General features: G+C 32.4%; 16 protein-coding genes. 11 read left to right on the top strand and 5 right to left on the bottom strand.

Translation table 11 applies throughout. The annotated features are described in order from the left end of the window. Positions 1-42 precede the first annotated feature (42 nt). From dtd to AC1Q5Z_RS06985, 10 genes are all read left to right on the top strand, one after another. Positions 43-495 (top strand): D-aminoacyl-tRNA deacylase, encoded by a 453-nt coding sequence (dtd, locus tag AC1Q5Z_RS07030; protein WP_343589201.1) that lies wholly within the window; start codon positions 43-45, stop codon positions 493-495. A gap of 65 nt (positions 496-560) precedes the next feature. Then, positions 561-2,468, top strand: a complete 1,908-nt coding sequence (locus AC1Q5Z_RS07025; protein ID WP_343589203.1) for a DUF3858 domain-containing protein — start codon at positions 561-563, stop codon at positions 2,466-2,468. A 33-nt stretch (positions 2,469-2,501) separates the two neighbouring features. Further along, a complete protein-coding gene (locus AC1Q5Z_RS07020) occupies positions 2,502-4,514 on the top strand; it encodes a DUF3858 domain-containing protein (RefSeq protein WP_492444140.1) in 2,013 nt (670 codons plus the stop codon). A 1-nt stretch (position 4,515) separates the two neighbouring features. Further along, the gene (locus tag AC1Q5Z_RS07015) at positions 4,516-6,432 is read left to right on the top strand and encodes a DUF3858 domain-containing protein (protein WP_492444139.1); all 1,917 of its coding nucleotides are present in this window, start codon (positions 4,516-4,518) and stop codon (positions 6,430-6,432) included. Positions 6,433-6,479: 47 nt separating this feature from the next. Then, positions 6,480-8,423: a DUF3858 domain-containing protein gene (locus AC1Q5Z_RS07010; protein WP_492444138.1), complete on the top strand. Its 1,944-nt coding sequence runs from the start codon at positions 6,480-6,482 to the stop codon at positions 8,421-8,423. Positions 8,424-8,426: 3 nt separating this feature from the next. Then, positions 8,427-8,753, top strand: coding sequence for a nucleotide pyrophosphohydrolase (locus AC1Q5Z_RS07005; protein WP_012022600.1), 327 nt, complete (start codon positions 8,427-8,429; stop codon positions 8,751-8,753). A gap of 134 nt (positions 8,754-8,887) precedes the next feature. Beyond that, complete coding sequence (aroA, locus tag AC1Q5Z_RS07000) at positions 8,888-10,117, top strand: 3-phosphoshikimate 1-carboxyvinyltransferase (RefSeq protein WP_492444137.1); 1,230 nt, start codon at positions 8,888-8,890, stop codon at positions 10,115-10,117. 399 nt (positions 10,118-10,516) lie between these two features. Beyond that, positions 10,517-11,566: a tRNA preQ1(34) S-adenosylmethionine ribosyltransferase-isomerase QueA gene (queA, locus tag AC1Q5Z_RS06995; protein ID WP_198855482.1), complete on the top strand. Its 1,050-nt coding sequence runs from the start codon at positions 10,517-10,519 to the stop codon at positions 11,564-11,566. A gap of 301 nt (positions 11,567-11,867) precedes the next feature. Beyond that, on the top strand, positions 11,868-13,142 hold the full coding sequence (gene kynU / locus AC1Q5Z_RS06990) for a kynureninase (protein ID WP_492444136.1): 1,275 nt from the start codon (positions 11,868-11,870) through the stop codon (positions 13,140-13,142). Positions 13,143-13,552: 410 nt separating this feature from the next. After that, a complete protein-coding gene (locus AC1Q5Z_RS06985; RefSeq protein WP_343589214.1) occupies positions 13,553-13,987 on the top strand; it encodes a YMGG-like glycine zipper-containing protein in 435 nt (144 codons plus the stop codon). A gap of 57 nt (positions 13,988-14,044) precedes the next feature. Here the strand turns inward: AC1Q5Z_RS06985 and AC1Q5Z_RS06980 are convergent, their stop codons facing one another. Further along, positions 14,045-15,841, bottom strand: coding sequence for a hypothetical protein (locus AC1Q5Z_RS06980; protein ID WP_343589216.1), 1,797 nt, complete (start codon positions 15,839-15,841; stop codon positions 14,045-14,047). A gap of 200 nt (positions 15,842-16,041) precedes the next feature. Beyond that, positions 16,042-17,598, bottom strand: coding sequence for a hypothetical protein (locus AC1Q5Z_RS06975; protein ID WP_343589218.1), 1,557 nt, complete (start codon positions 17,596-17,598; stop codon positions 16,042-16,044). 109 nt (positions 17,599-17,707) lie between these two features. On the opposite strand from AC1Q5Z_RS06975, the gene AC1Q5Z_RS06970 reads away from it, so the two are divergent. After that, on the top strand, positions 17,708-20,098 hold the full coding sequence (locus AC1Q5Z_RS06970) for a penicillin acylase family protein (RefSeq protein WP_492444135.1): 2,391 nt from the start codon (positions 17,708-17,710) through the stop codon (positions 20,096-20,098). A 117-nt stretch (positions 20,099-20,215) separates the two neighbouring features. Here the strand turns inward: AC1Q5Z_RS06970 and AC1Q5Z_RS06965 are convergent, their stop codons facing one another. From AC1Q5Z_RS06965 to AC1Q5Z_RS06955, 3 genes are all read right to left on the bottom strand, one after another. After that, a complete protein-coding gene (locus AC1Q5Z_RS06965; RefSeq protein ID WP_198855488.1) occupies positions 20,216-20,659 on the bottom strand; it encodes a hypothetical protein in 444 nt (147 codons plus the stop codon). A 162-nt stretch (positions 20,660-20,821) separates the two neighbouring features. Continuing rightward, entirely contained in the window at positions 20,822-22,270 is a 1,449-nt protein-coding gene (locus AC1Q5Z_RS06960; RefSeq protein ID WP_492444134.1) for a serine hydrolase, read from the bottom strand. Positions 22,271-22,643: 373 nt separating this feature from the next. Further along, a complete protein-coding gene (locus AC1Q5Z_RS06955; RefSeq protein ID WP_492444133.1) occupies positions 22,644-24,152 on the bottom strand; it encodes a serine hydrolase domain-containing protein in 1,509 nt (502 codons plus the stop codon). Positions 24,153-24,218: the final 66 nt, after the last annotated feature.

The raw sequence follows: 24,218 nt of genomic DNA, 5'->3' as shown, positions 1-24,218 counted from the left end.
TTTTTAATCCGTGTAATCTGTGGCTAAAAATAATAGTAAAGAATGAGAGTAGTTATTCAAAGAGTTTCTCAGGCATCTGTAACAGTTGATAGTCAAAAAACAGCAGATATTAAAAAGGGTTTATTGGTTTTAGTCGGAATAGAAGATGCCGACACGCAAGAAGACATTGATTGGCTTGCGGGTAAAATCATTAAAATGAGAATTTTTGGAGACGAAAACGATGTTATGAACTGCTCAGTTCAGGATATTGACGGCGATATAATTGTTGTTAGTCAGTTTACGCTTCACGCATCAACAAAAAAAGGAAACCGTCCATCGTATATAAAAGCTTCAAAACCGGATTTTGCAATTCCTACCTACGAGAAGTTTGTTCAAACAATAGAAAAAGAGTTTGGCAAGAAAGTGCAAACAGGGATTTTTGGTGCAGATATGAAAGTAAATCTTTTAAACGACGGACCTGTTACCATTGTAATGGATAGCAAAAACAGGGAGTAAAAATATTATTAAACATTTGTTAAGGATTTCTGAAAATAATATATATTTGACGAAAATCCTTACTAATGAAAATCCTTTTTTCCGCATTATTTTTACTCTTCATAAACCTTACTTCATTCGCTCAAAAGAGCACTTATCCTATTCTTTCTATTCCAGATAGTTTAAAACAGAATGCAAATGCAGTTCTTCGTTTAGACCAAATGGATATTGTTATTGCTTCACAAAGAAGTATGAATATCAAGATCCAAAGAGTTGTTTCTGTTTTAAATGAAAAAGGATTAAGAGACATCAATGCCTACAATCATTATGATAAAACAACTTCGGTAAAAAATATTGAAGCTGTCGTTTATGATGCATTAGGGAATGAGATAAAAAAAATCAAAAGAAAAGACTTTAAAGATCAAAGCGCGGTAGGAGGAAGTACTCTTTTTTCAGATAGCAGAGTGCTTTATTTAGATTATACTCCTATTTCGTATCCTTTTACGGTTGCCTTTACGTGCGAAGTCGAAACTTCGAATACTGCATTTATACCAAAATGGTATTTTGTTGGAGGTTATAATGTAAGTATAGAAAAATGCTTGCTGAATGTTACTTTTCCAAAAGGATTGGGCTTTAAGAAAAAGGAGTTCCGATTTGATGACTTCAATATAAAAAAGACAGCAGACACAGAAACCAATTTAAGTTACTTAGCGACAAATATTGTAGCTCAAAAACAAGAAGATCTTAGCCCTTCCCCTTCAGATCTTTTTCCTAAAGTTATGATGGGGTTAGAAAATTTCCACTTAGAGGGAGTTGACGGAAATGCAACTACTTGGGAAGCATTTGGTAAATGGTATGGTGATAAAATCTTAAGCGGTACAACTGTTTTAACAGAGGAGACAAAAACAAAAATCAAAGCTTTGGTTGGCGATGAAAAAGACCCAGTTAAGAAGGCTAAAATAATTTACGATTATATGCAGAAAAAATCGCGATATGTGAATATTGCGATTGGAATTGGCGGCTGGAAACCGATGTTGGCCAACGACGTTGATCGCTTAGGATATGGAGATTGTAAAGCATTATCAAATTATACAAAGGCACTTTTGCAGGTTGTAGACGTTCCATCGTACAACACGATTTTATATGGTGACCGTTACAAGGAAGATATTCAAACTGATTTTGTGTCGATGCAAGGAAATCATATGATTCTGGCAATTCCTAATAAAGATAGTTACATCTGGTTAGAATGTACTAGTCAAGATGATCCGTTTGGATATCAAGGAACTTTTACAGATGATCGTAATGTTTTGGTTGTAAAACCAGAAGGCGGTGAGATTGTAAGAACTAAAATCTATGATGATAAAGGAAATATACAAGATGGAAAAGGGGTTTACACAATCGATCAGGCTGGTAATTTTTCTGGTGTTTTAAAAATTGCATCACAAGGAAGTGTATATGCTTCTAAATCTCGAGTAGAAACGATGCCACCAAATGAAAAAGAAGAACATTATAAAGATTACTGGGATAATATTAACAATTTGAAATTAGGTAAAATCACTTTTACAAATGATAAAGAAAATATTCGTTTTACTGAAGATGTTCAATTAAGCGCAGCAAATTATGGTACGCTTTCGGGCAATAAAATGATGTTTGTAGTTGACGCTTTTAATCAATATACAGGAAGTGTAAAACGAATTAGAAACCGTAAAAATCCATTTCAAATCCAGCGCGGTTATTTAGATACAGATGAAATTGAAATCAATCTTCCAGAAGGTTTTAGCATCGAATTTCTACCTTCAAATTATGAGCTAAAAGGAAAATTTGGAGAATATAAAACCGAAATCATTAAGAAAGACAATAGCAAGCTAACCTACAAAAGATCTATGTTGTTAAACAAAGGAAAATATTCTAGCAAAGAATATGATGAGTACCGCTTGTTTATGGAACAAATTTCTAGAAACGATAATGCCAAAATAATATTGACCAAAAACTAACAATTATAACCCAAAACCAACCAAAAATTACCAATGAAAATTATTAAACTATTTACGTTATCTGCGATTTTATTATTTTCTCCCAAAATAATTTCGCAGGAATTCAAGCTTGGAAAAGTAACTGTTGCCGAACTTGAACAAAAGGTGCACCCGAAAGATTCTTCGGCAGTTGCGGCCATACTTTTTGAGAAAGGACAAAATGTTTTCGACTACGATCAAGACAATGGTTTTACAATGCAGTTGGAAGTAACAGCTAAAATTAAAATCTATAAAAAAGAAGGCTACGATTGGGCCACAAAAAAAATAAGATATTATATAGCAGGAAACGGATCTAAAGAGAAAGTTCTTATTTCTGACGCGACAACATATAATTTAGTTAACGGAAAAATTGAGAAAACTAAATTAAAAGGTGAAGCCGAATTTGATGAAGCAATCAATAAATATTGGGCTCAGAAGGTTTTTACTATGCCAAATGTTAAAGAAGGTTCTATTGTTGAATTTAAATATATAATAAAAAACAACAGTATTGGAAGTCCAAGAGATTGGAATTTTCAGAGCACAATTCCTGTAAATTATTCGGAGTTTAAAATGTATGTTCCAGAATATTTTGTTTACAATAGAAATTTTAAAGGATATGTAAGTCCAAAAATTATTGAAGAAAAAAACAATAGATCAATCCAATATACATACAGAGAAGGCCGAAATGGAGTTGTGAGCGGAAGTGCTTCACAAGAAAAATTGGATTTTATAGAAACAAGAACAGCTTATATTGCAGAAAACTTGCCAGCGTTAAAAGATGAAAATTATGTTAATAATATTGATAATTATACTGTAAGTCTAAGTCAAGAATTATCAATGACAAAATATCCTAATTCACCATTTAAGACCTTTTCTACAGATTGGAATTCGGTGGTAAAAACAATCTATGATTATGACGATTTTGGACCTGAATTAAATAAAACAGGATATTTTGAAGAAGATTTGAAAAAACTGCTCGTAGACTCGAAAACGCAAGAAGAGAAAATATGGACTATTTTTAATCATGTAAAATCGAACGTTAAATGGAATAACTATTTTGGTTATGGATGTGACAACGGAGTTAAAAAAGCGTACAAAGAAAAAACAGGAAATATTGCTGATATCAATTTGATGCTGACAGCAATGTTACGCTACTCGGGTTTAACTGCAAATCCGGTTTTAGTTAGTACGCGTTCAAACGGAATTGCTTTGTTTCCAAACAGAACGGCATTCAATTACGTAATTGCGGCAGTAGAAACTCCTAATGGATATATTTTATTAGATGCATCAGAAAAATTTTCTACACCAAATATTTTGCCTCTTAGAGTTCTAAACTGGTCAGGAAGATTAATACGAAAAGATGGAACATCTGAAGAGATTAATTTAATGCCGGAAAAAACATCTTCTGATAATGTTTTTATGACTTACAATATTGAAGCCGATGGGAAAGTAACAGGAAAAACCAGAAGACAGTCTGTAGATTATAATGCCATGATTACAAGAAGCAAAATAAGCAATCTTAAAGAAGAAGAATATTTAGAAAAACTTGAAAATGGAAATAATAAAATAGAAATAAGTGAATATTCTAAAACCAATGAGAATGATATATTGCTTCCTATGGTTGAAACTTATTCATTTACTGGAAATAATTTTTGTGAGCTTATTGGAGAGAAAATTTATGTAAGTCCAATGTTATTTTTTACCAATGATAAAAATCCTTTCAAGCAGGAGGTAAGAGAATATCCAGTTGATTTTAGCTATCCTTTCGCCGAGAAATATAATATTACAATTAAAATTCCAGATGGTTTTGCGGTTGAAACATTGCCAGCTCCTGCTGCTGTAACAATGGAAAGTAATCTGGGCGCTTTTAAGTTTAATATATTGGCTAATGGGAATACCTTACAGTTGGCTATTTTACATCAAATCAATGAAGCTATTGTATCTCCTGAAAAGTACGAAATGTTGAAGGAATATTATAAAACAATGATTGCAAAAGAAACAGAAAAAATCGTTTTAAAACGTATTTAAAATGAGAACTTTCTTAATTTCTATTCTTCTATTTTGCGCATTTCTGAAAATGAATGCGCAAAACGTTTCTTTAGGAAATGTTACAATAGCGCAGTTAGAAGAAAAAAGGCATCCTAAAGATTCTGCCGCTGTTGCTGCTATTTTGTATAGTAATATTGCTATTGATCTTAATGCAAATGGAAACTCCCAAAAGACGACTACAAAGAAAGTTAAGATCTATAAAAGTGAAGGATATAATTTGTCAAATGTCCTGATTTATTTTGCAGCCGGAAAACTTAGTTACGTAAATATAGTAAGCGCTTATACCTACAATTTGGTAGACGGAAAAATTGTAAAGACAAAACTGAAACCTGAAAACGAGTTTATCGAAAAAACGAACAGCAGTTATTGGATCAAAAAAATAGCTTTTCCAGAAGTAAAAGAAGGTTCTATTATAGAGTATCAATTTACAGAAGGAGGAGGGTTTTCAAGTCTTTATCATTGGAATATTCAGGAAAATATTCCAGTTAATTATTCTGAATTAAAAACAACTCTTCCAGATGCTTTTGAGTTTAAAAGAAATCTGAAAGGTTTTTTTCCTCCTAAAATAACTTCAAAAATAGCGAACACTTACCATTATATTGCAACAGAAACCACTTATGTTTTTCAGAATCTTCCAGCAATGCGCGAGGAAGCTTTCGTAAATAATATGGACAATTATAGAACTGGAATTTCTTTAGAGTTAGAAAGAATTGCTGTTCCTGGACAGTTTTATAAAACATTTTCATCAGACTGGACAAGTGTTGCCAAAACGATTTATGATTTTGATTCTTTTGGAGTAGAATTGAACAAATCTGGCTATTTTGAAGATGACCTGAAAGTTGTATTAGAAGGAAAAGTTAAACCTGATGCAAAAATTACAGCGATTTTAGAATATGTAAAATCAAATGTAAAATGGAATCAGCATAATGGATATTCTTGCGAAAAAGGAGTTCGAAAAGCCTACAAAGAAAAAACAGGAAATAGCGCAGATATTAATTTGATGCTTACAGCAATGCTTCGAGCGGCTAAACTTACTGCGAATCCTGTTTTAATTAGTACACGCTCTAATGGGATTGCTTATTTTCCAAATTTAAATGCTTTCAATTATGTGATTGCCGCAGTTGAAACTGGAGACGAAATGATATTGCTCGATGCAACCGATCCATATTCAACTCCAAACGTTCTTCCTTTAAGAGATTTAAATTGGATAGGAAGATTGATTCGTAAAGACGGAACGTCAGAAAGTATTGATTTAGCACCTAAAAAATTTGCTGCAGATAATATTGCAGTAGATTATACAATTGAAGCGGGAGGAAGAATAAACGGAAAAGTAAGATGTCAGTACACAGAGCACAAAGCAATGAACTGCAGAAATAGTTTTGAAAATCTTAAAGAAGACGTTTATCTAGACAATCTTGAAAATAAATATGATAAAATTGAAATAAGCGATTACAGCCGTACAAATGAAAAAGATGTTTTGCTGCCTGCAGTAGAAAGCTTTTCGTTTACAAGTGCCAATTTGTGCGAGGTAATTGGAGATAAAATATACGTTAAGCCAATGCTTTTTTTTGCTAGTACAAAAAATCCGTTTAAGCAAGAAACAAGAGAATATCCCGTAGATTTTGGATTTCCTTTTTTAGAGAAGTACAATATTAGTATTCGAATCCCAGAAGGATATACTCTAGAAACAGTTCCTCTTGCAGGCGTATTGGTTATGGAGGAAGATCTTGGAGTTTTTAGATACAATATTGCAGTCAACGATAATGTACTGCAATTATTAGTGTCACATCAAATTAACTCCTCTATAATATCTAGAGAACAATACGGAATTCTGAAAGATTACTACAAAGAAATGATCACAAAACAGACTGAAAAAATAGTTTTAAAACGTATTTAATTATGTTGCGATTTCTCCTAGTTTGTATTCCCCTTTTTTGGAGTACAATGACAATTCAAGCTCAAAATTATGAATTAGGCAAAGTAACAATTGCAGAATTAAAAGAGAAAGTTCATCCTAAAGATAGCAGCGCACCCGCTGCTATCTTGTTTAAAAAAGGAAGGACTTATTTTGGTTATAACAAAGATGTTGGGTTTTATGCCAATCATGTCTGTGAGGTAAAAATCAAAATTTATAAAAAAGAAGGTTTAAGCTGGGCCGACCAGAAAGTGCGTTTTTATATTGGTTATGAAAAATTAAATGAGGACCGTTTAGAATTTTCTGAAGCGGTTACGTATAATTTGGAAAACGGAAACATTGTAAAAACTAAATTAGACAATCAAGGAACATTCAAAAATAAAATTAATCAATACTGGAAAGAAAAGACTATTACATTGCCAAATGTAAAAGTAGGTTCTGTTATAGAATACAAGTATGTTTTAAGATCTGAGAATCTTGGGAAATTTCCAGATTTTGATATTCAGTTTAATATTCCGGTAGACTATTTTTATTATAAAACTCAAATTCCAGAATTTTATATTTATAAACCAATTTTAATTGGAGGAATTCCACTCGAAACAGAATCTAAATTCACAAATGGCAGTCAGAGTTTTGATAACGCTTATAGTCAGACAAGCTCATTTAGCTATAAACAAATTGAAACCTTTTATACAGGAAAAGATGTTCCCGCTTTAAAAGAGGAACCATACATTAATAATCTCGAAAATTATCGCGGAAGCATTCAGCAAGAACTAGAGAGAGTTCGACTTCCAGATCAGCCTATAAAAGATTACAGTTTAACATGGGAAGGGGTAGCAAAAACTATTTTTAAAGATGATAGTTTTGGTAAACAGCTTAATCAAGCCTCTTTATTTACAGATGACTTAAATAAATTGCTGCCAAATGTAGAGGATAAAAATGAAAGATTAAATCTGATTTTTACTTATGTCAAAAACCGAATGAATTGGAATGAGATTAATAGTTGCTACACAGAAAAAGGAGTCGAAAAAGCGTATAAAGATCAGACAGGAAATGTTGCTGAAATTAATTTTATTTTGATAAATATGCTTCGTGCGGCTGGTATAGAATCCAATCCTGTTTTGGTAAGCACAATTCAAAACGGACTTCCGGTTTATCCAACAAGAACAGGATTTAATTATGTTATAGCAGCAGCCGAAATTGATGGTAAAAGAATTCTTCTAGATGCATCTCATAAACTCACAGCTCCCAATATTTTACCATTAAATGTATTAAATTGGAAAGGAAGGCTGATCAAAAAAGATGGAGCTTCTGAGGAAATCGAATTAGATCCAATAATACTATCTAAAGAAATTTATAGTCTTATAGTTAAAATACATCCCGATGGTAAAATGAATGGCCAAGGCAGGATTCAACACACAGATTACGATGCTTACAGTTTTAGAGTAGAAAACAATGCAAAATCAGAAGACGCTTATCTTGAAAAATTTGAAAATAGATTGGGAGGTTTGTCTGTCTCAAATTATAAAATAGAGAATCAGAAGTCAAATTTAGATCAATCGGTTATAGAGACTTTTTCTTTTGATTCAAGCAACCGTTCAGATATTATTGAAGGGAAGATTTTCGTAAATCCTCTATTGTTTTTTACTCAAAGTAAAAATCCTTTCAATCAGGAAAAAAGACAAATGCCTGTCTATTTTGGATATAAAAACTTAGAAAAGTTCAATTTTAATATTGAAATACCGCAAGGATATACTGTAGAATCACTTCCAAAACCAGTCAGAATAGCATCAGAGGACAAGAAGATGTCCTTTATCTTAAATTTTTCGGCTACAGAAAACAAAATTCAAATTGTGAGCCAAAAAGAAATCAACAGTAGTATTTTTGCAGCGGAGGATTACGGAATGATAAAAGAGTTTTTTCAGAAGATGATCGTAAGCCAAAATGAAAAAATAATTCTTAAAAAGATATAAAAGATGGATTTGAAAAATGCACAGTTAGATGTTGATACTTGGATAAAAGAACACGGAGTTCGTTACTTTAATGAATTGACTAATATGGCGCAGCTAACCGAAGAAGTTGGTGAAGTTGCCAGAATTATTGCTCGCCGTTATGGAGAACAATCTGAAAAAGAAAGCGATAAAAACAAAGATTTAGGAGAAGAACTTGCAGATGTTGTTTTTGTTGTGCTATGTTTAGCAAATCAGACAGGAATTGATTTACAGGCTGCTTTTGACAAAAAAATGGATCTAAAATCGGTTAGAGATAAAGATCGTCATAAAAACAATGATAAATTGAAATAATTGTGAAATATCGCTCATAAGTTTTGAATTATGAGTTTTGAATTTTGAATTATGAATGTGGAGTGGTAAATTGCGGGGCTGAATTATGTTTCTAATCATTCCTAATTCATAAGTCACAACTTACAATAAAAAAAATGAATTTAAAACTAAGCACGAATTCAATATTTACTATTGATGATTCGCAACTAAATATTACAGGTTCAAAAAGTGAAACGAACCGTTTATTGTTATTAAAAGCATTATTTCCAAATATCACTTTAGCCAATACTTCAAACTCTGATGACAGCGAAGTGATGCAAAAAGCTTTAGCAGGAAATGACGAAATTGTAGATATTCATCATGCTGGAACTGCAATGCGTTTCTTAACTGCTTATTTTTCGGTTAACGAAGGAAGAGAAGTAGTCTTGACAGGTTCTAGCAGAATGCAGGAGCGTCCGATTAAAATTTTGGTTGATACTTTAAGACAATTGGGTGTTGAGATTTCTTATGAAAAAGAAGAAGGATATCCGCCAATTCGAATTAAAGGAAAAAAAGTTACGGCTTCAAAAGTAAACTTGGCAGCAAATGTGAGCAGCCAATATATTTCGGCTCTTTTATTAGTGGCTTCAAAATTAGATAATGGTTTAGAATTGACTCTAGAAGGAGAAATTACTTCGATTCCGTATATCAAAATGACTTTAGCATTGCTTAATGATTTAGATATTAAAACAAGTTTTGAAGGAAACGTAATTAAAGTTTTCCCGAAAGAAACAGTTGAATCTAAAGAAATGGTTGTAGAATCTGACTGGAGTTCGGCTTCTTATTTCTTTAGTCTTGTAGCTTTGGCAGATGCTGCAAAAATAACTTTAAGCAGTTATAAAGAAAATAGCCTTCAAGGAGATTCAGAATTAGTTTCTCTTTACGAAAAAATGGGAGTGAAAACGACTTTCCAAGACAATAAAATGACTTTGGAGAAAGTAGCTGGATTTAATTATCAAGATGTAAATTTCGAATTGAATAATACGCCAGATATCGCTCAAACTATTGTTGTGACTTGTTTAGGTTTAGGAATTGGATGTCACCTAACAGGACTTCATACTTTAAAAATCAAAGAAACAGACCGACTAGAAGCTTTAAAAATTGAGCTTACAAAATTAGGAGCTAATATTTCTGTGACTAATGATAGTTTGACTTTAGAACGTTCTGATAATATAAAACACGATATTCACATTGCAACTTACAACGATCACCGTATGGCAATGGCATTTGCACCTTTAGCAATAAAAGTTCCAATTATTATTGATGATGCCGAAGTAGTTTCTAAATCCTATCCAGATTTTTGGAATGATTTAAAAGCCTTGAACTTTCAAATTTCAGAATTGTAATTTTTGAACCATATAAATTCATTTAAATTAAAGTTCGATAAAACATAGCCTCTGGTTTTAACCAGAGGCTTTTTTATTTGTGAATTTGATTGTACTCATAAAGTTTGTCATTTCGACGAAGGAGAAATCTCCACAAGAAGCTCTACAAAGATTAGCTTATTGGAATGGAGTTACTTACTAAGATTTCTCCTTCGTCGAAATGACAATAATATGTTGAAAATCTTTTTTATAGAAAAAAAGCACTTTTAACGCATCTCGAAACCTCACAAAATCAAGGACTTTTGAAAATAAACGTCAAAACACTTGACAACGCCTATCTCACAATCGTATATTTGCAACCGATTTAAAATTTTAGATAAACAAATCTAAAAACGACACTCTAAAATCAACAATTCAAATATGAAATTATCACACTTCAATTTCAATTTACCGAAAGAACTTTTGGCTGAATTCCCAGCAGAAAATAGAGATGAATCTCGTTTAATGGTAATTGACCGTAAAAAAAACACTATCGAACATAAAATGTTTAAAGACGTTATCAACTATTTTGATGACGGAGACGTTTTAATTCTAAATAATACAAAAGTTTTTCCTGCACGTTTGTACGGAAACAAAGAAAAAACTGGAGCTAGAATTGAAGTTTTCTTATTAAGAGAATTAAATTCAGAGCAACGCCTTTGGGATGTTTTAGTAGATCCAGCTAGAAAAATCCGTATTGGTAATAAACTTTATTTTGGTGATGACGATTCGTTAGTTGCTGAGGTAATTGATAATACAACTTCTCGTGGTAGAACTTTACGTTTCTTATACGATGGATCTTACGAAGAATTTAGAAACAAATTGACAGAACTTGGAGAAACTCCAATTCCTAAATACATCAATAGAGACGTTACTCCAGAAGATGCAGAAAGATACCAAACAATCTATGCAAAAGAAGAAGGAGCTGTAGCGGCACCAACAGCTGGTTTACACTTCTCAAAACACCTTTTGAAAAAATTAGAAATCAAAGGAGTGAACTTTGCTGAGGTAACTTTACATGTTGGTTTAGGAACTTTTAACCCAGTTGAGGTTGAAGATTTATCTAAACACAAAATGGATTCTGAGGAATTGATTATTACTCAAGAAGCTTGTGATATTGTAAACGAAGGAAAAGCAAAGAAAAAACGTATTTGTGCTGTAGGAACAACTTCTATGCGTGCAATCGAAAGTTCTGTTTCTTCTGCAAATACTTTGAATCCATACGAAGGATGGACAAATAAATTTATTTTCCCTCCTCACGATTTCAGTATTGCAAACTGTATGATTACAAACTTCCACACACCAAAATCAACATTATTGATGATGATTTCTGCTTTCTGTGGACATGATTTAATGAAAAAAGCATATGACGAAGCAATCAAAGAAGGATACAAATTTTATTCTTACGGAGACGCGATGTTAATTCTTTAATTAGAATTTATAGTATAAAAAGACCCGACAAGTTTTATAACCTGTCGGGTTTTTTATTTGTTTCAAGTTTCAGGTTTCAAGTTTGACATTCGTTGAGAAATTTTAAACGCAAAGAACGCAAAGTTTTTTTGCTCAGTATGTGTTTACCAGAAACAAAAGAACGCAAAGCTTTACGAACTTAGCGTTTATAAACGTTAGCCTTGATAAAAAAAGACTTTGCGCGTTAAAAAACACACAAAGCATATCAATCTGAAACAAAACAAACAATTTTTGTTATTTTAGCAGGCAAAACAAAAACACAATGACTTTTCAAAATACACGCGAATTTGCACGAGAGCTAGATTCGAAAGACGCATTAAACCATTATCAAGAACAATTTATTTTTCCTAAAGTAAATGATAAACGAGTAATCTATTTTACTGGAAACTCTTTAGGATTACAACCAAAACGTACCAAAGCTTATATAGATGAAGTAATGAATGATTGGGCAGAACTTGCTGTCGAAGGCCATTTTTATGCCGAAAAACCTTGGTGGGATTATCAAGAAAGGTTTGCTGAACCATTGAGTAAAGTTGTTGGTGCACTTCCGTCTGAAGTTACAGTGATGAATACTTTGACAGTGAATCTTCATTTGCTGATGGTTTCTTTTTATCAGCCAAAAGGGAAACGCTATAAAATTATCTGCGAAGAAAAAGCTTTCCCATCAGATCAGTACATGTTTCAAAGTCAAGTGAATTTTCATGGTTACAAACCTGAAGATGCGATTGTAGAAATAAAACGTAGAGAAGGAGAACATAATATTCGTCTGGAAGATGTCTTAGCCAAAATTGAAGAAGTTGGCGATGAACTGGCTTTGGTTTTAATTGGTGGAGTAAATTATTATACAGGGCAAGTTTTTGATATTAAAACCATAACTGCTGCAGGACAAAAAGTTGGAGCAAAAGTAGGTTGGGATTTGGCTCACGCTGCTGGAAATATCAAATTAGAACTTCACGATTGGAATGTAGATTTTGCTGCTTGGTGCAGTTATAAATATATGAATTCGGGTCCAGGAAATGCTTCGGGTTGTTTTGTTCATGAAAAACATCATAACTCAGATTTGCCAAGATTTGCAGGTTGGTGGGGACACAATAAAGAACGCCGTTTTAAAATGGAACCAACTTTTGATCCGGTTCATGGTGCAGATGGATGGCAGATTAGTAATCTTCCCGTTCTTTCTCTAGCACCATATTTAGCTTCAGTAGAAATGTTTGCTGAGGTTGGAATGGATGCTTTAATTAAAAAACGTGATCATATTACTTCTTATCTAGAGTTTATTCTTCATGAAATTGATAAGGAAGTAGAAAGTACTTTTGAAATCATCACGCCTTCAAATCCAGAAGAAAGAGCTTCTCAATTATCGGTATTTTTGCACGGAGAAGGAAGAGCTTTATTTGATTATTTAATGAAAAACGGAGTAATTACAGATTGGCGTGAACCAAACGTAATTCGTCTGGCGCCTGTTCCTTTGTATTGTTCTTATGAAGACATGTATGATTTTGGGCAAATTCTAAAAAAAGGGATTTTAGGGAAATAAAAAATAATCTGGCAATCCCGATGCCTATCGGGAGCGAAGGCACAAAGTTTTTTGAAGCCACAGATTAAAAAGATTAAAGAGATTTTTTTCTAAATAGCCTCCAGCTTTAGCTGAAGGTATTAAAGATGATGTTAAGAAGGTTTTAGCCAAACTAGTTCAGTTTTGGCTAAAGCCTTTTTCTTTTGATCGCTTTTTCATCCAGCTAAAGCTGGACGCTATTGAACTTAAAAAGATTAAAACTTTGCGTTTCTGCGACTTTGCGAGATTAAATCATTTAGCTTAGAAAACAAAACTCCGCGAGAACCAACCATCAATCTTCAAATCTTATAAATTTTCTGAAAAATTCTGTAATAATCATTATAGCAGATATTAAGAACTTTGTAATGTATAATTTTTTAAAACTTATGATCATGAAAGGCTTATATATTTTATTAACCGTGATATTTTTAACTTCTTGCCAAAATCAGAGCAAAGAAGATGTAAATAAAGCCAAGCAAGCCAGCATTGATTCAATGAAAGTTGAAATTAACAAACAGCGTGTTATCGATTCGATGAAGACTGAAATGGCGAAATTAAATGAGGAGAAAATCGAAGCTCAAAAAGAAAAAGTTGTAGTAGTACATCAACAAGCAAATAGTGCAGCAGCGCCGGCGGCGACACCTAAAAAGAAAGGCTGGAGTGCAACGGCTAAAGGTGCTGTAATTGGTGCAGGAGTTGGTGCAGCAACTGGAGCAATTGTCAGTAAGAAAAAAGGCGAAGGCGCCATTATTGGTGGTTTAGCTGGAGCTGCAGTCGGAACTGGAACTGGAGCTGTTATTGATAGCAAAAACAAGAAGAAACAATAATTGTATTTTAGAAATAAAAACAAACCCCAAATTAGAAATAATTTGGGGTTTTCAATTTTAAACCAACTCTGAAACGGGAATTTTAATACCAACTAATTCTGATTTACAAAAATCGAGTTGCTCTATATGACCTTTAAAGACTGTTGTCGATTCAAATAAATTTTTATAATACTCAATTCCATCTAACAGATTAGATTTAAAAGAATTCCATTTTTTAAGTTGAGCTGTTGTAAGTTCTCCAGAAACAGATTGAATTTCGTTTCTAAAATAAGTGACATACATTTTAAGCTCTTTTATAAACAAGTTTGGGCGCTCGGTTCTAATAATCGATTTTCCTTGATAAATATGATGAATCATATCTTTTAAAGAAACTTCTTGATCAAAATAAGCTAAGTTTGGGCCTGGACAAATGACAACGCCTTGCGCTTGACCTTTTATTTTTATATCATTTTCTAGATAAGAAGCATTGGCCAGACCAACACATAAACATGATTTTTCGGTAATCTTGACTTTGCTTTTTTCAAATTCATCAGCAGATAGCGAATCTCTTTTTGCCTCTAATTCTTCCAATTTTATATCCTGATATTTTTTTGAAGCTGTGCAAATTCCGTGTGGGTCGTATTCTTTGCTCAATGCTAAAAATTTCTTCGGACAAGAGCTTCCAGCTTTATTCTCATGAATTCGTTTTTGTTTTAAGAATTCGTTTGTAGTTCCTTTCAAAGTGTTGAATGGAACTCCCAAAGGTGAAATATTACTTAAGTAAAAATCATCTTCTTTGGCTTTCATCAATAAATTACGAGTTTCTTGATCTACTGATGTTGCTTCGGGAACTAATAAAAATGGTGACCCCCAACCTACAGAATCAACTTTATATTCGTCTAATAAAAACTCATGTTCTGCTGCTGTTCCAACTCCGCCTTGAACGGTAATTTTTAATTCTAAAGGATTTTCAGGGAAATGCTGATTTTTTGTCTGTAAAGCTTTAATCATTAATTCGTGGGCAGATTGTATCAATTGATCTTTTTTCTGCTTGAATTCCTCTAAAATGGTGCCTAATAAGAGCCCGTCAGTTGCAAAGGCATGTCCGCCACAATTTAATCCCGATTCAATTCGATATTCAGAAACCCAAAGTCCTTTTTTTGCTAAGAAATTTCCCTGAATCATAGCTGATCTAAAATCGCTTACTTTTAAGATGATTTTCTTCTTTAGCTCATTATTTTCATTTGGAAAAAAATCTTTGAAGTTTTCAAAATAACCAAACAATCTCGGATTCATTCCTGCAGAAAGTACAACAGAAGATTCCAAATTACTATTGGCAAAACCTCTTAAAGCTGCGTGTGCATCATTAAACTCAACTGGAAGTTGTTCATTTTTGACAAAATTATCTTTGTCTAGTTTCGTCATGATATTCACATCGATTTCTCCTGGAAAAAGATGCGATTCAATGTAATTTTGAATGTTTTCTTTAAAGGCAATTCCGTCATCCAATAAAGCCTGAAATCCCTTTTTAATATCAGAAGTATTCGGCAGCATTGACATGAAGTTTTCTAAAGCCGTTTTGCTTTCTGCCAATTCTGTTTTGAAGTTTTCGAATTTCTCTTTTACAATTTTATCGACTAAATTTAAATAAGAGGTAATTCTCTCAGCACGGTAATCATGAAATTTTTGAGTGATTTCTTCGTAAGGAATGTTGAATTTTGTGCTGTAAAAATTACGCATCTTTTCAATTAAATCATCGTCTGCGAGAGCCACAACCGATGAAATTCCATACTGCGCGACTCTAATCGGACTGTCTATCGTATAAGCCAATCCCATTACCGGAATATGAAAAGTATGCAGATTTTTTTTTGTCATTTGTATTCGGATTAAAATAGAAGCAAATGAAAAAAAATATTTCCTCCTAAAACCTGATAAATGTCAGGTTTGAAAGGGATTGCGGATACTGCAAAAAGATTGCTGCGAATTGCACAAATTTTCTCGAATTTTTCTTTTTTTTACAATACGGATAAAAAATTAGTGTCAATTTGTGCAATTCGTGGCTAAAGAATAATATCCTAAATCAAAATCTTCTTCAAAGATTCTGCAATACTTCTCCACAAAAGGTTGTAGAACGATCTGTCTTGAAGCCTTTCTACTTCGATTTCTGCAGTTTTGGCTTCGTCTTTCGAATCGTTTTTTACCAGTAAATTGGCAACAGCTGTTTTAAGTTTTGCCTCTTTTTCAGGATTTTTCTTTTTGTATAATTTGACTTTCAGATCTTCATAATCTAAAGAAGCATTTCCTTTTGAGCCATTGTCATTACCATAGAAATTAAAACGGTATTTATTGAAAGTTCCAGTGAAAGTCGTATTAATATATGGTTTTGTGAATCTTGTCATTCCTTGAACATTAAAATTCGAAATTACGCCTTGAATATGAAATCCATCACTTTTGTCTAAAACATTAAAACTCCAATCGACATCAAGAGGAGAATTTTTCATGAAAATGCATTTGACTTTGATTTTTACATCATCTGTTTTTTTCAAACCAAAACCACTTCTCAAATTAGTTGCTTGCAGATTGAATTTATCGAAAGTTAAAATTCCTGGACCTTTAGCAAAATCAAGTTCTTCTTCGTAAACCAGTTTCGATTTCAAAACTTGTAAAGTGTCAACTTGAAGCGGAAATTTTAGATTTCGCAATAAATGATTGTACAGATATTTTTTGCTTGGATCGTCTTTCAACATTTTTCCGCGGTAAATATTAGCATCAAAATGGTGAATGACCAGTGAATTTGCTTTGAAATAAAACTGGTTATTTTTGAAACCCCAGTCCATTTTTGCGACTTGAGCCGAATCGAATTTTAAATTGTAAATATCTTTTTCTTTTTCAAGACGTTTTAGAAATTCTCTACGCTCAAATTGAGGAAGATTAGAGAAATTATTAATCTTTAAGAAATTCTTTTCGGTGCTTATTTTTCCAATATTGATGTAATAAAAACCATTTGGTCTGTAAAACAAACTGTCGCAAACGAGAGCGTATTTTTTATATTGAATCGGAATTTTTTCTTTTAAAGTAGCATCGGTAATTAAAATGCCTTCCAGTTTTAAAAGTATTTTTTTTATACTAAAAATAGGTTTATCTGTATCTAAAGAAACAACATCAACCGATCCTTCGTTGAGGTAAATATTAGAAACTGCAATAATTTTTCGAAACGGATCAATAATTTCTTTTTCAATGCTTTTGCTGTTATTGATTAATTTTTCGCCTTTTTTGTATAAAATGATTCGCGGTTTATTGATAATTATACTTTCTGCCTGAATGATATCGCGAAAAGCCAAATCCCAAATATTGAAATGTTTTATAGTGATAGATTCAATTTTAGAAAAAAGTCCATTTTTGCTATCTTTCGGTTCGTTTTTCGGACTAACCAATAAAGTCTGTGCGTTGATATTTCTAGAAAAAAGAGAGACTTCAATTTTTTCATAATTGATATTATAAGCCGTTTTGTTTTTTTCGTGAATAATAATCGGAAGTTGTTTTTTGATCCAATAATTCAAGCCAACATTCGCAAGAATTACAATTGCAAACAGAGAAATTACAACAATCGCTATTTTTTTATAGATTGACATTTATAGTATTAATTTTAAATACATAAATTTAGACTTTAAAAGAGCTTTGTTTCTTATAAAATTTTAAAGAAAAGTTATATCATTTTGAATTTTTATCCTTTTTTAGAATATGAGAATAATTAAAAAAATCTTGTTGACCGTATTGGTTCTTGTGGTGATTCTTGCGATTGGTTTGTGCGCTTATATTTTTCATTTAAAACCGAAATATGAAGGTTCTGTACAATTGAATAATCTCGAGAAAGAAACCACAGTCTATTTTGACGATTTTGGAGTGCCTCATATTTATGCAGATTCTGAAAAAGATGCTATGACCGCCTTAGGTTATGTACATGCACAGGAAAGATTATGGCAAATGGAATTGTTACGCCGAATTGCTCCAGGACGTTTATCCGAACTTTTTGGAGGTGTCGCGCTTAAAAACGATAAGTTTTTTGCGGGAATCGGAATCGAAGAAGCTTCGGCAAAAGCCATTGCAAAATTGGATAAAAACAGCGAAAGTTATAAATTGACTCAAGCGTATTTAGATGGAATCAATCAATATCTAGAAGAAGGAGTAACGCCAATCGAGTTTACTTTGGTGGGTGTAAAAAAGCAAAAATTTACTATAAAAGATGTTTATAATATTTTTGGATATATGTCTTTCAGTTTTGCCATGGCTCAGAAAACAGATCCGCTATTGACCGATATAAAAAATAAATATGGAGCCACTTATTTGAAAGATTTAGGAATTGAAGGAGAATTTAATAATACAAGAATTAAAATCTCAAAAGAGAAAACGGAAGAGTATACTGAGATTTCAAAATCTATAACTGCCATGTTGGATCAATCTCCAATTCCTCCATTTGTTGGAAGTAATAGCTGGGTTGTTGGGCCGCATAAATCAAAAACGGGAAAAGTTATTTTTGCTAATGATCCGCATATTGGATTTTCGCAACCTGCAACTTGGTACGAAGCTCATTTAGTTACACCAAAGCATGAATTGTACGGCTGTTATTTGGCTGGAACTCCGTTTCCGCTTTTGGCACATAACAGAGATTATGCTTATGGTTTGACCATGTTTGAAAATGATGACATCGATTTTTATCAACAAAAAAATAAAGCAAACGATGTTTCGCAATATCAAACGCCAACTGGTTTCGATAAATATGAAATCAGAAAAAAAACGATAAAAGTAAAAGATTCTTCGGATGTTGTCCTGACGGTTAAAATTACTCGCCACGGACCAATTATGAATGATTTTATAGATCGTTTAGATAAGAAAAATCCAATTGCAATGTCGTGGACTTATACTAGAGAACCAATCTTGATTCTAGACGCTGCTTATGGACTTTCGCATGCCAAAAATACAACCGACTTTAAAAAGGCGGTGTCTTTAATTGCAGCGCCAGGATTAAACGTAATGTATGGTGATGCAAAAGGTAATGTAGCTTGGTGGGCAAGTGGAAAATTATATAGACACAATGAAGGAGTTAATACGCATTTGATTCTAGACGGTTCAAGCGGAAAAGACGATATTACGAAGTTTTTAGATTTCGAAAAAAATCCATCATCAGAAAATCCAGCATGGGGATATGTTTATTCGGCCAATAATCAGCCAGAAGCTATTGACAATGGTTATTTGTATCCAGGATATTATTTGCCAGAAGATCGCGCTAAAAGAATTTCAGAAATTCTAGATGCAAAATCTGATTGGGATAAAGAAGCCATCAGCAAAATGATTTATGATAATACTTCTGATATTGCTGTTGAAACGACAAAAAATTTAATTGCAACTTTAGATAATAAACCGCTTTCGAATAACGAAAAAGAAGTTATAAATACTTTAAAATCGTGGAAAGGAACCACAAATATTGAAGATGTTGCGCCAACGATTTACAACAAATGGATTTATTTGTATTTGAAAAATACGTTTGAAGACGAAATGGGCAAAGATAATTTCAATTTGTTTTTGGGAATTTCTCTTGGAAAGCAAGTTATCGCGAATCAAATTAAAAATGAAAATTCGGTTTGGTGGGATAATATAAAAACAAAAAATGTGAAAGAAACGAGAACAGAGGTTGTTTCAAAATCTTTTCATGACGCTGTTATTGCTCTACAAAATCAGTTAGGAGAAAATATTTCAGAATGGAATTGGGGAAAAGTACATACTGTAGAACATGAACATCCGTTAGGAAAAGTCAAAGCGCTTCGCGGATTATTTAATGTTGGTCCTTTCAATTCTCCTGGTTCAAATGAAGTGATTAATAATTTATTTTTCGGATTTAATGACGAAGGAAAATATTATACCAAAGGCGGACCTTCAACAAGAAGAATTGTTGATTTTTCCGATGTAGAAAACAGTTGGAGTATTTTGCCGACAGGACAATCTGGAAATCCTTTCAGTAAACATTATAGTGATCAAGCCGAAATGTACAACGAAGGAAAGTTCAGAAAAATGAAATTGAACAAAGAAGAGATTATAAAAACTTCGACCAAACTGGTTTTAAAACCGAAGAATTAACTTTTATTTCAAGTTTCAGGTTTCAAATCATAGCCTCTATAATCTTTGTCAAAGTTTCAAACTTTGACAAAGATCTGTTTGCAAATAAAAAACTTTGAACCTTTGTCTCTCTAAACCTTACTTCAAAAGATATTTTCCCTTAACAATATCATTGGCAAAAATGTTCAGATTATTAGAAAGAACTTTACTTGTCGTCATGAAATTTTGAGATTGATAAGCCGTGTCTTTTTCGTAAGCTTTTAAAATAGTTTCCAATTCGACTTCATTGTGTCTAGCAAAAATATTATAAATCGCATCTCTGAAATTTTTATAATTTATGCTTTCAGTAATTTCCATTGCTTTTTGATCGTTCCAGCCTTCTTTTGCAGAAGCTTCATTTATTTTCACTAAACAAAAATCAATTACATAATTTTTATAATGAGCAGCTTCGATAATTTTATCAATTATAATTTTATTTTGCTGGGTTGGCATCAATGGCTGATTGTTTTGCGAGAAAGATTTAGAAGAAATAAAAAGGCATAGCAATACAGAAAGAAAACTGTAGTTTTTTAGATTTTTCATAGGTTATTCAGTTATTTTGGGTAGGGCTAAAATAGTATTTTAAAAAATAAATTGCCAAATTTGAGTGTTCCAAGTTGTAACAAAAAACTCCGATAAAATAGATTTTGATTCTACTTTATCGGAGTTGTTTGAGAATTTTTTTTAGATAAAAGTATTCTCAGTTTATTTTTTAGAAAGTTCTTCTAAAACTTTTTTACCGCTTTCGTTGGTTGGGTCCAATTCAACAGATTTCTTATAATTAGCAATTGCCATTTTTTTGTCTCCGTCTGCTAAATAAGCTTCGCCTAAACTATCGTAAACATTTCCAGATTTAGGAAAAGCTTCTACGTTGATTTTGAAAACCTCAATAGCTTCTTTCTTTTTTCCAGTTTGCAATAATTGATATCCAACTCGGTTCATGTCGCCTTCTTTAATTGCATAAGTAGGATCATTTTTTAGCTTTTTAAAAACATCAGTTCCTGCAACGGCACCTTTTTCTGTGTAAACATCTAATAAATCAAGAGCCAATGATTTTTTCGGCTGATTAAAAGGCTGATTGTACAAAATAGAACGAATTGCTGTATTCATTTCGCCTAAAAGAGTTCCACCAGTATTATTCAATAAAACAATAAGAATTTTATTTGCCGGAATGCGCGAGATGATTGTGTTAAATCCGTTGATGCCACCTCCGTGTTCAATAACGGTTAATTTATCATTTCCGTTCAGAATTTCATAAGTTGACCATCCGTATCCGTAAAAACCATTCCAAGCTTTTATGTATGGTTTGTATAACGATTCCATACTTTTTGCAGAAAGCAATTTATTGGTATAAAGTGCTTGATCCCACAAATACAAATCTTCTACAGTAGAATACAAAGATCCAGCAGCGTACGGAATACTCATGTCGATATAAGCAGCATTCACAATTTTATTTCCTTCCTTCTCATATCCAGCAGCTCTGTTTTTTATAATTAAATCGCTGTGATCGTAACCAGAATTAACCATTTTTAAAGGTGTGAAAATAGTTTCCTGTAAGTTCTGCTCATATGTCTTGCCTGTGATTTTTTCGATAATATAACCTAACAAGAAATAACCCGAATTGCTGTAATTGAATTTTTCGCCAGGTGTAAACTCAAGAGGCAAATCCCAAAATGTCTTTACGAAAGCTTCTGGAGTATAAGGATTTTTTGCTTTGTCTTTAAAAAAGTTTGGTGCATTAGTATAATTTGGAATTCCAGAAGTATGAGTCAGCAAATTATGGATCGTGATTTTACTGCCATTTTCTTTTGGATAATCTGGAAGATAAGTTGTAATAGGAACATCCAATTTTATTTTTCCTTCTTCGGCCAATTTTACAATTAAAAGTGCCGTAAATTGTTTACTGATAGAACCTAATCTGAATTTGGTGTCTGGCTGATTCGGAATATTCCATTCCATATTTGCAGAACCAAAACCTTTTTTGAAAATTACTTTTCCGTTTTCAGCTACCAAAGCCGAACCGTTAAATTGTCCGTATTCGTTGTATTTGTTTAAAAGCTGTTCAATTTGCTGTGCTTTATCTTGAGCAAAGATGCTAAAGGATGAAAACTGAAAAGCGACAAAAAGTGCAATAAGCTTGATTGATTTTTTCATAATAGATTGATTATGGTTTAAGATTAATGAATGATTCGTTTTTTGATTGATGATTGAAACTGATCAACTAAAAGATATTCAGAAAGTTATCTCGAAATTACGATTTTTTTCATGAAATAAATTTAGGCTCTAAAATGTTAGACGAATGATTTGCGATTTGGTTTCAGTATTAAGCTAAATTTTTTATTTTTTTTTTCAGAATAAAAAAAGTAGAGCACAGACCAAGTACTATAAAAGTAGGCCTATGCTCATAACTAACAAATATTTTCAAGCAATATTAAGATGTCAAAACTTTACTTATAAGCACTAGTAGAAGGATAAATAAATTTAGCATGTTTTCAGATTAAAGTTAATATCTGATTGAAGTGGAAAATTATTTTGTTTCGATATCGACTATTTTTCTGCCATTTTCTCCAAGATAATGAACAACAATATTTTCGTAAACTTTGTAACCGTCATCAACATTGGTAAAAATGATTAAACCTTGTTTCGTCTTTGGCAGTAAAATAACAATAGTCTGAACACCTTGATCGGCACCACCATGCGAAAGAGCGTAGTTTTCATTTCCTAAATCATAAATTTCAAAGCCTAAACCAAAGTATTTGTTTTTTTTGGTCTGGACTTGATGCGAAATCATGTCCTTAAAAACTTTTTCACTTAACCCTTCACCATTCATTACGCTCGATAAAAATCTGCCATAATCTTCAATCGTGGTCAATAAATCGTCTGCTGCGTTTGCAGATTTATTTTTTGTCGGTTCATAAGCATTGCCGTTTTTGTCAAAATTGACGGCATATCTCGAAAGATCTATTTTATCATTCCAAATTAATTGAGAATCGGTCATATTTAAAGGTTCAAAGACTAATTCTGAAGCCAATTGATCTAATGTTTTGTGGAATTTTTTCTCTACCGCTTTTCGCAGATATTCAAATCCTTCTCCAGAATACTGGTATTGAGTTCCAGGTTTAAATTTGAAATCTAATTTTTTAGACTCATTAAAAGACCTCCAGTTAGGAAAACCCGTTTGATGGCTCAAAACAATTCTCGTGGTTAGTAATTTTAAATTAGGATCTTTCGCAATATCAGGATCGATCCAATATTTATAAAGCGGTTCATCCAAATCCCATTTACCGGCGCTTACTAATTTTAAAACAGTTATAGCAGTTACAGGTTTGGTTAACGAAGCCACATTCCAAATTGTATTATATGGAGCTGAAACGCCTTTTTTGAGTTCGCCAAAAACTTTTACCTGTTTTAGTTTTCCGTCTGCAATAATTCCGATTCCCAAAGCTGGAACATTATTTTCTTTCAGCCATTTTTCGGTTTCCAGATCATTATCAAAAAGATTTGATATGCCAGCGGTAGAACTTGTTATTTGATGATTGTAACTAAGCGATCTAGCTAATTTCCAATCTTTATTTTTTAAAAGCCATAGATGAGTAAATTTGGCAAAACTTCCTGCTTGTTCTGCATTTCCAGCAGAGCTTTCATAAAAACGATGCGTTCCCATTTGAATCGCACCGTATAAAATGCCGTTTTTGTATAAAGGATAAATCTCAGTACTTCCGTCTATTAATTCTCTTCGATAATTATATTTTCTTGTTGGAGAACAGATTCCGCTTTGAAATGTTTTTAAAAATCGTGCTTTGTCGGAAATGCTGTCTTTGTCGTGATAAAATTCAAAATCTTCTGTGTAAAGATTTTCAAATTGTTTTATATCGCAGGTATTAAAACCAATATTGAAAAGAAGACTGTCTTTTGACATAATGGTTTTGTATAAAGCAGAATTTTTAGCTTCCTGAGAAAATCCAAATTGAATTTGGATGAATAAAATTCCAACTAAAAGATATTTTAATTGAAAAAAAGATTGATTGATTTTCATTTGTAATTGATATTGATTGATGATACAGCAAAAGTAAAGCAATCAAAACTCGTAAAATTGTACAAA

The sequence above is a fragment of the Flavobacterium sp. GW823-FHT06G12 genome (genome assembly GCF_058794775.1).
This window is presented reverse-complemented; position numbering and strand designations above follow the sequence as displayed.

Bases quoted from the DNA above. Each gene is read 5' to 3' on its own strand.
- AC1Q5Z_RS06985 (WP_343589214.1), top strand. From the start codon at position 13,553: ATGAAAGGCTTATATATTTTATTAACCGTGATATTTTTAACTTCTTGC.
- kynU (WP_492444136.1), top strand. From the start codon at position 11,868: ATGACTTTTCAAAATACACGCGAATTTGCACGAGAGCTAGATTCGAAA.
- queA (WP_198855482.1), top strand. From the start codon at position 10,517: ATGAAATTATCACACTTCAATTTCAATTTACCGAAAGAACTTTTGGCT.
- AC1Q5Z_RS06955 (WP_492444133.1), bottom strand. From the start codon at position 24,152: ATGAAAATCAATCAATCTTTTTTTCAATTAAAATATCTTTTAGTTGGA.
- AC1Q5Z_RS07020 (WP_492444140.1), top strand. From the start codon at position 2,502: ATGAAAATTATTAAACTATTTACGTTATCTGCGATTTTATTATTTTCT.
- AC1Q5Z_RS07010 (WP_492444138.1), top strand. From the start codon at position 6,480: ATGACAATTCAAGCTCAAAATTATGAATTAGGCAAAGTAACAATTGCA.
- AC1Q5Z_RS07005 (WP_012022600.1), top strand. From the start codon at position 8,427: ATGGATTTGAAAAATGCACAGTTAGATGTTGATACTTGGATAAAAGAA.
- AC1Q5Z_RS06970 (WP_492444135.1), top strand. From the start codon at position 17,708: ATGAGAATAATTAAAAAAATCTTGTTGACCGTATTGGTTCTTGTGGTG.
- aroA (WP_492444137.1), top strand. From the start codon at position 8,888: ATGAATTTAAAACTAAGCACGAATTCAATATTTACTATTGATGATTCG.
- dtd (WP_343589201.1), top strand. From the start codon at position 43: ATGAGAGTAGTTATTCAAAGAGTTTCTCAGGCATCTGTAACAGTTGAT.
- AC1Q5Z_RS06980 (WP_343589216.1), bottom strand. From the start codon at position 15,841: ATGACAAAAAAAAATCTGCATACTTTTCATATTCCGGTAATGGGATTG.
- AC1Q5Z_RS06975 (WP_343589218.1), bottom strand. From the start codon at position 17,598: ATGTCAATCTATAAAAAAATAGCGATTGTTGTAATTTCTCTGTTTGCA.
- AC1Q5Z_RS06965 (WP_198855488.1), bottom strand. From the start codon at position 20,659: ATGAAAAATCTAAAAAACTACAGTTTTCTTTCTGTATTGCTATGCCTT.
- AC1Q5Z_RS07025 (WP_343589203.1), top strand. From the start codon at position 561: ATGAAAATCCTTTTTTCCGCATTATTTTTACTCTTCATAAACCTTACT.
- AC1Q5Z_RS06960 (WP_492444134.1), bottom strand. From the start codon at position 22,270: ATGAAAAAATCAATCAAGCTTATTGCACTTTTTGTCGCTTTTCAGTTT.
- AC1Q5Z_RS07015 (WP_492444139.1), top strand. From the start codon at position 4,516: ATGAGAACTTTCTTAATTTCTATTCTTCTATTTTGCGCATTTCTGAAA.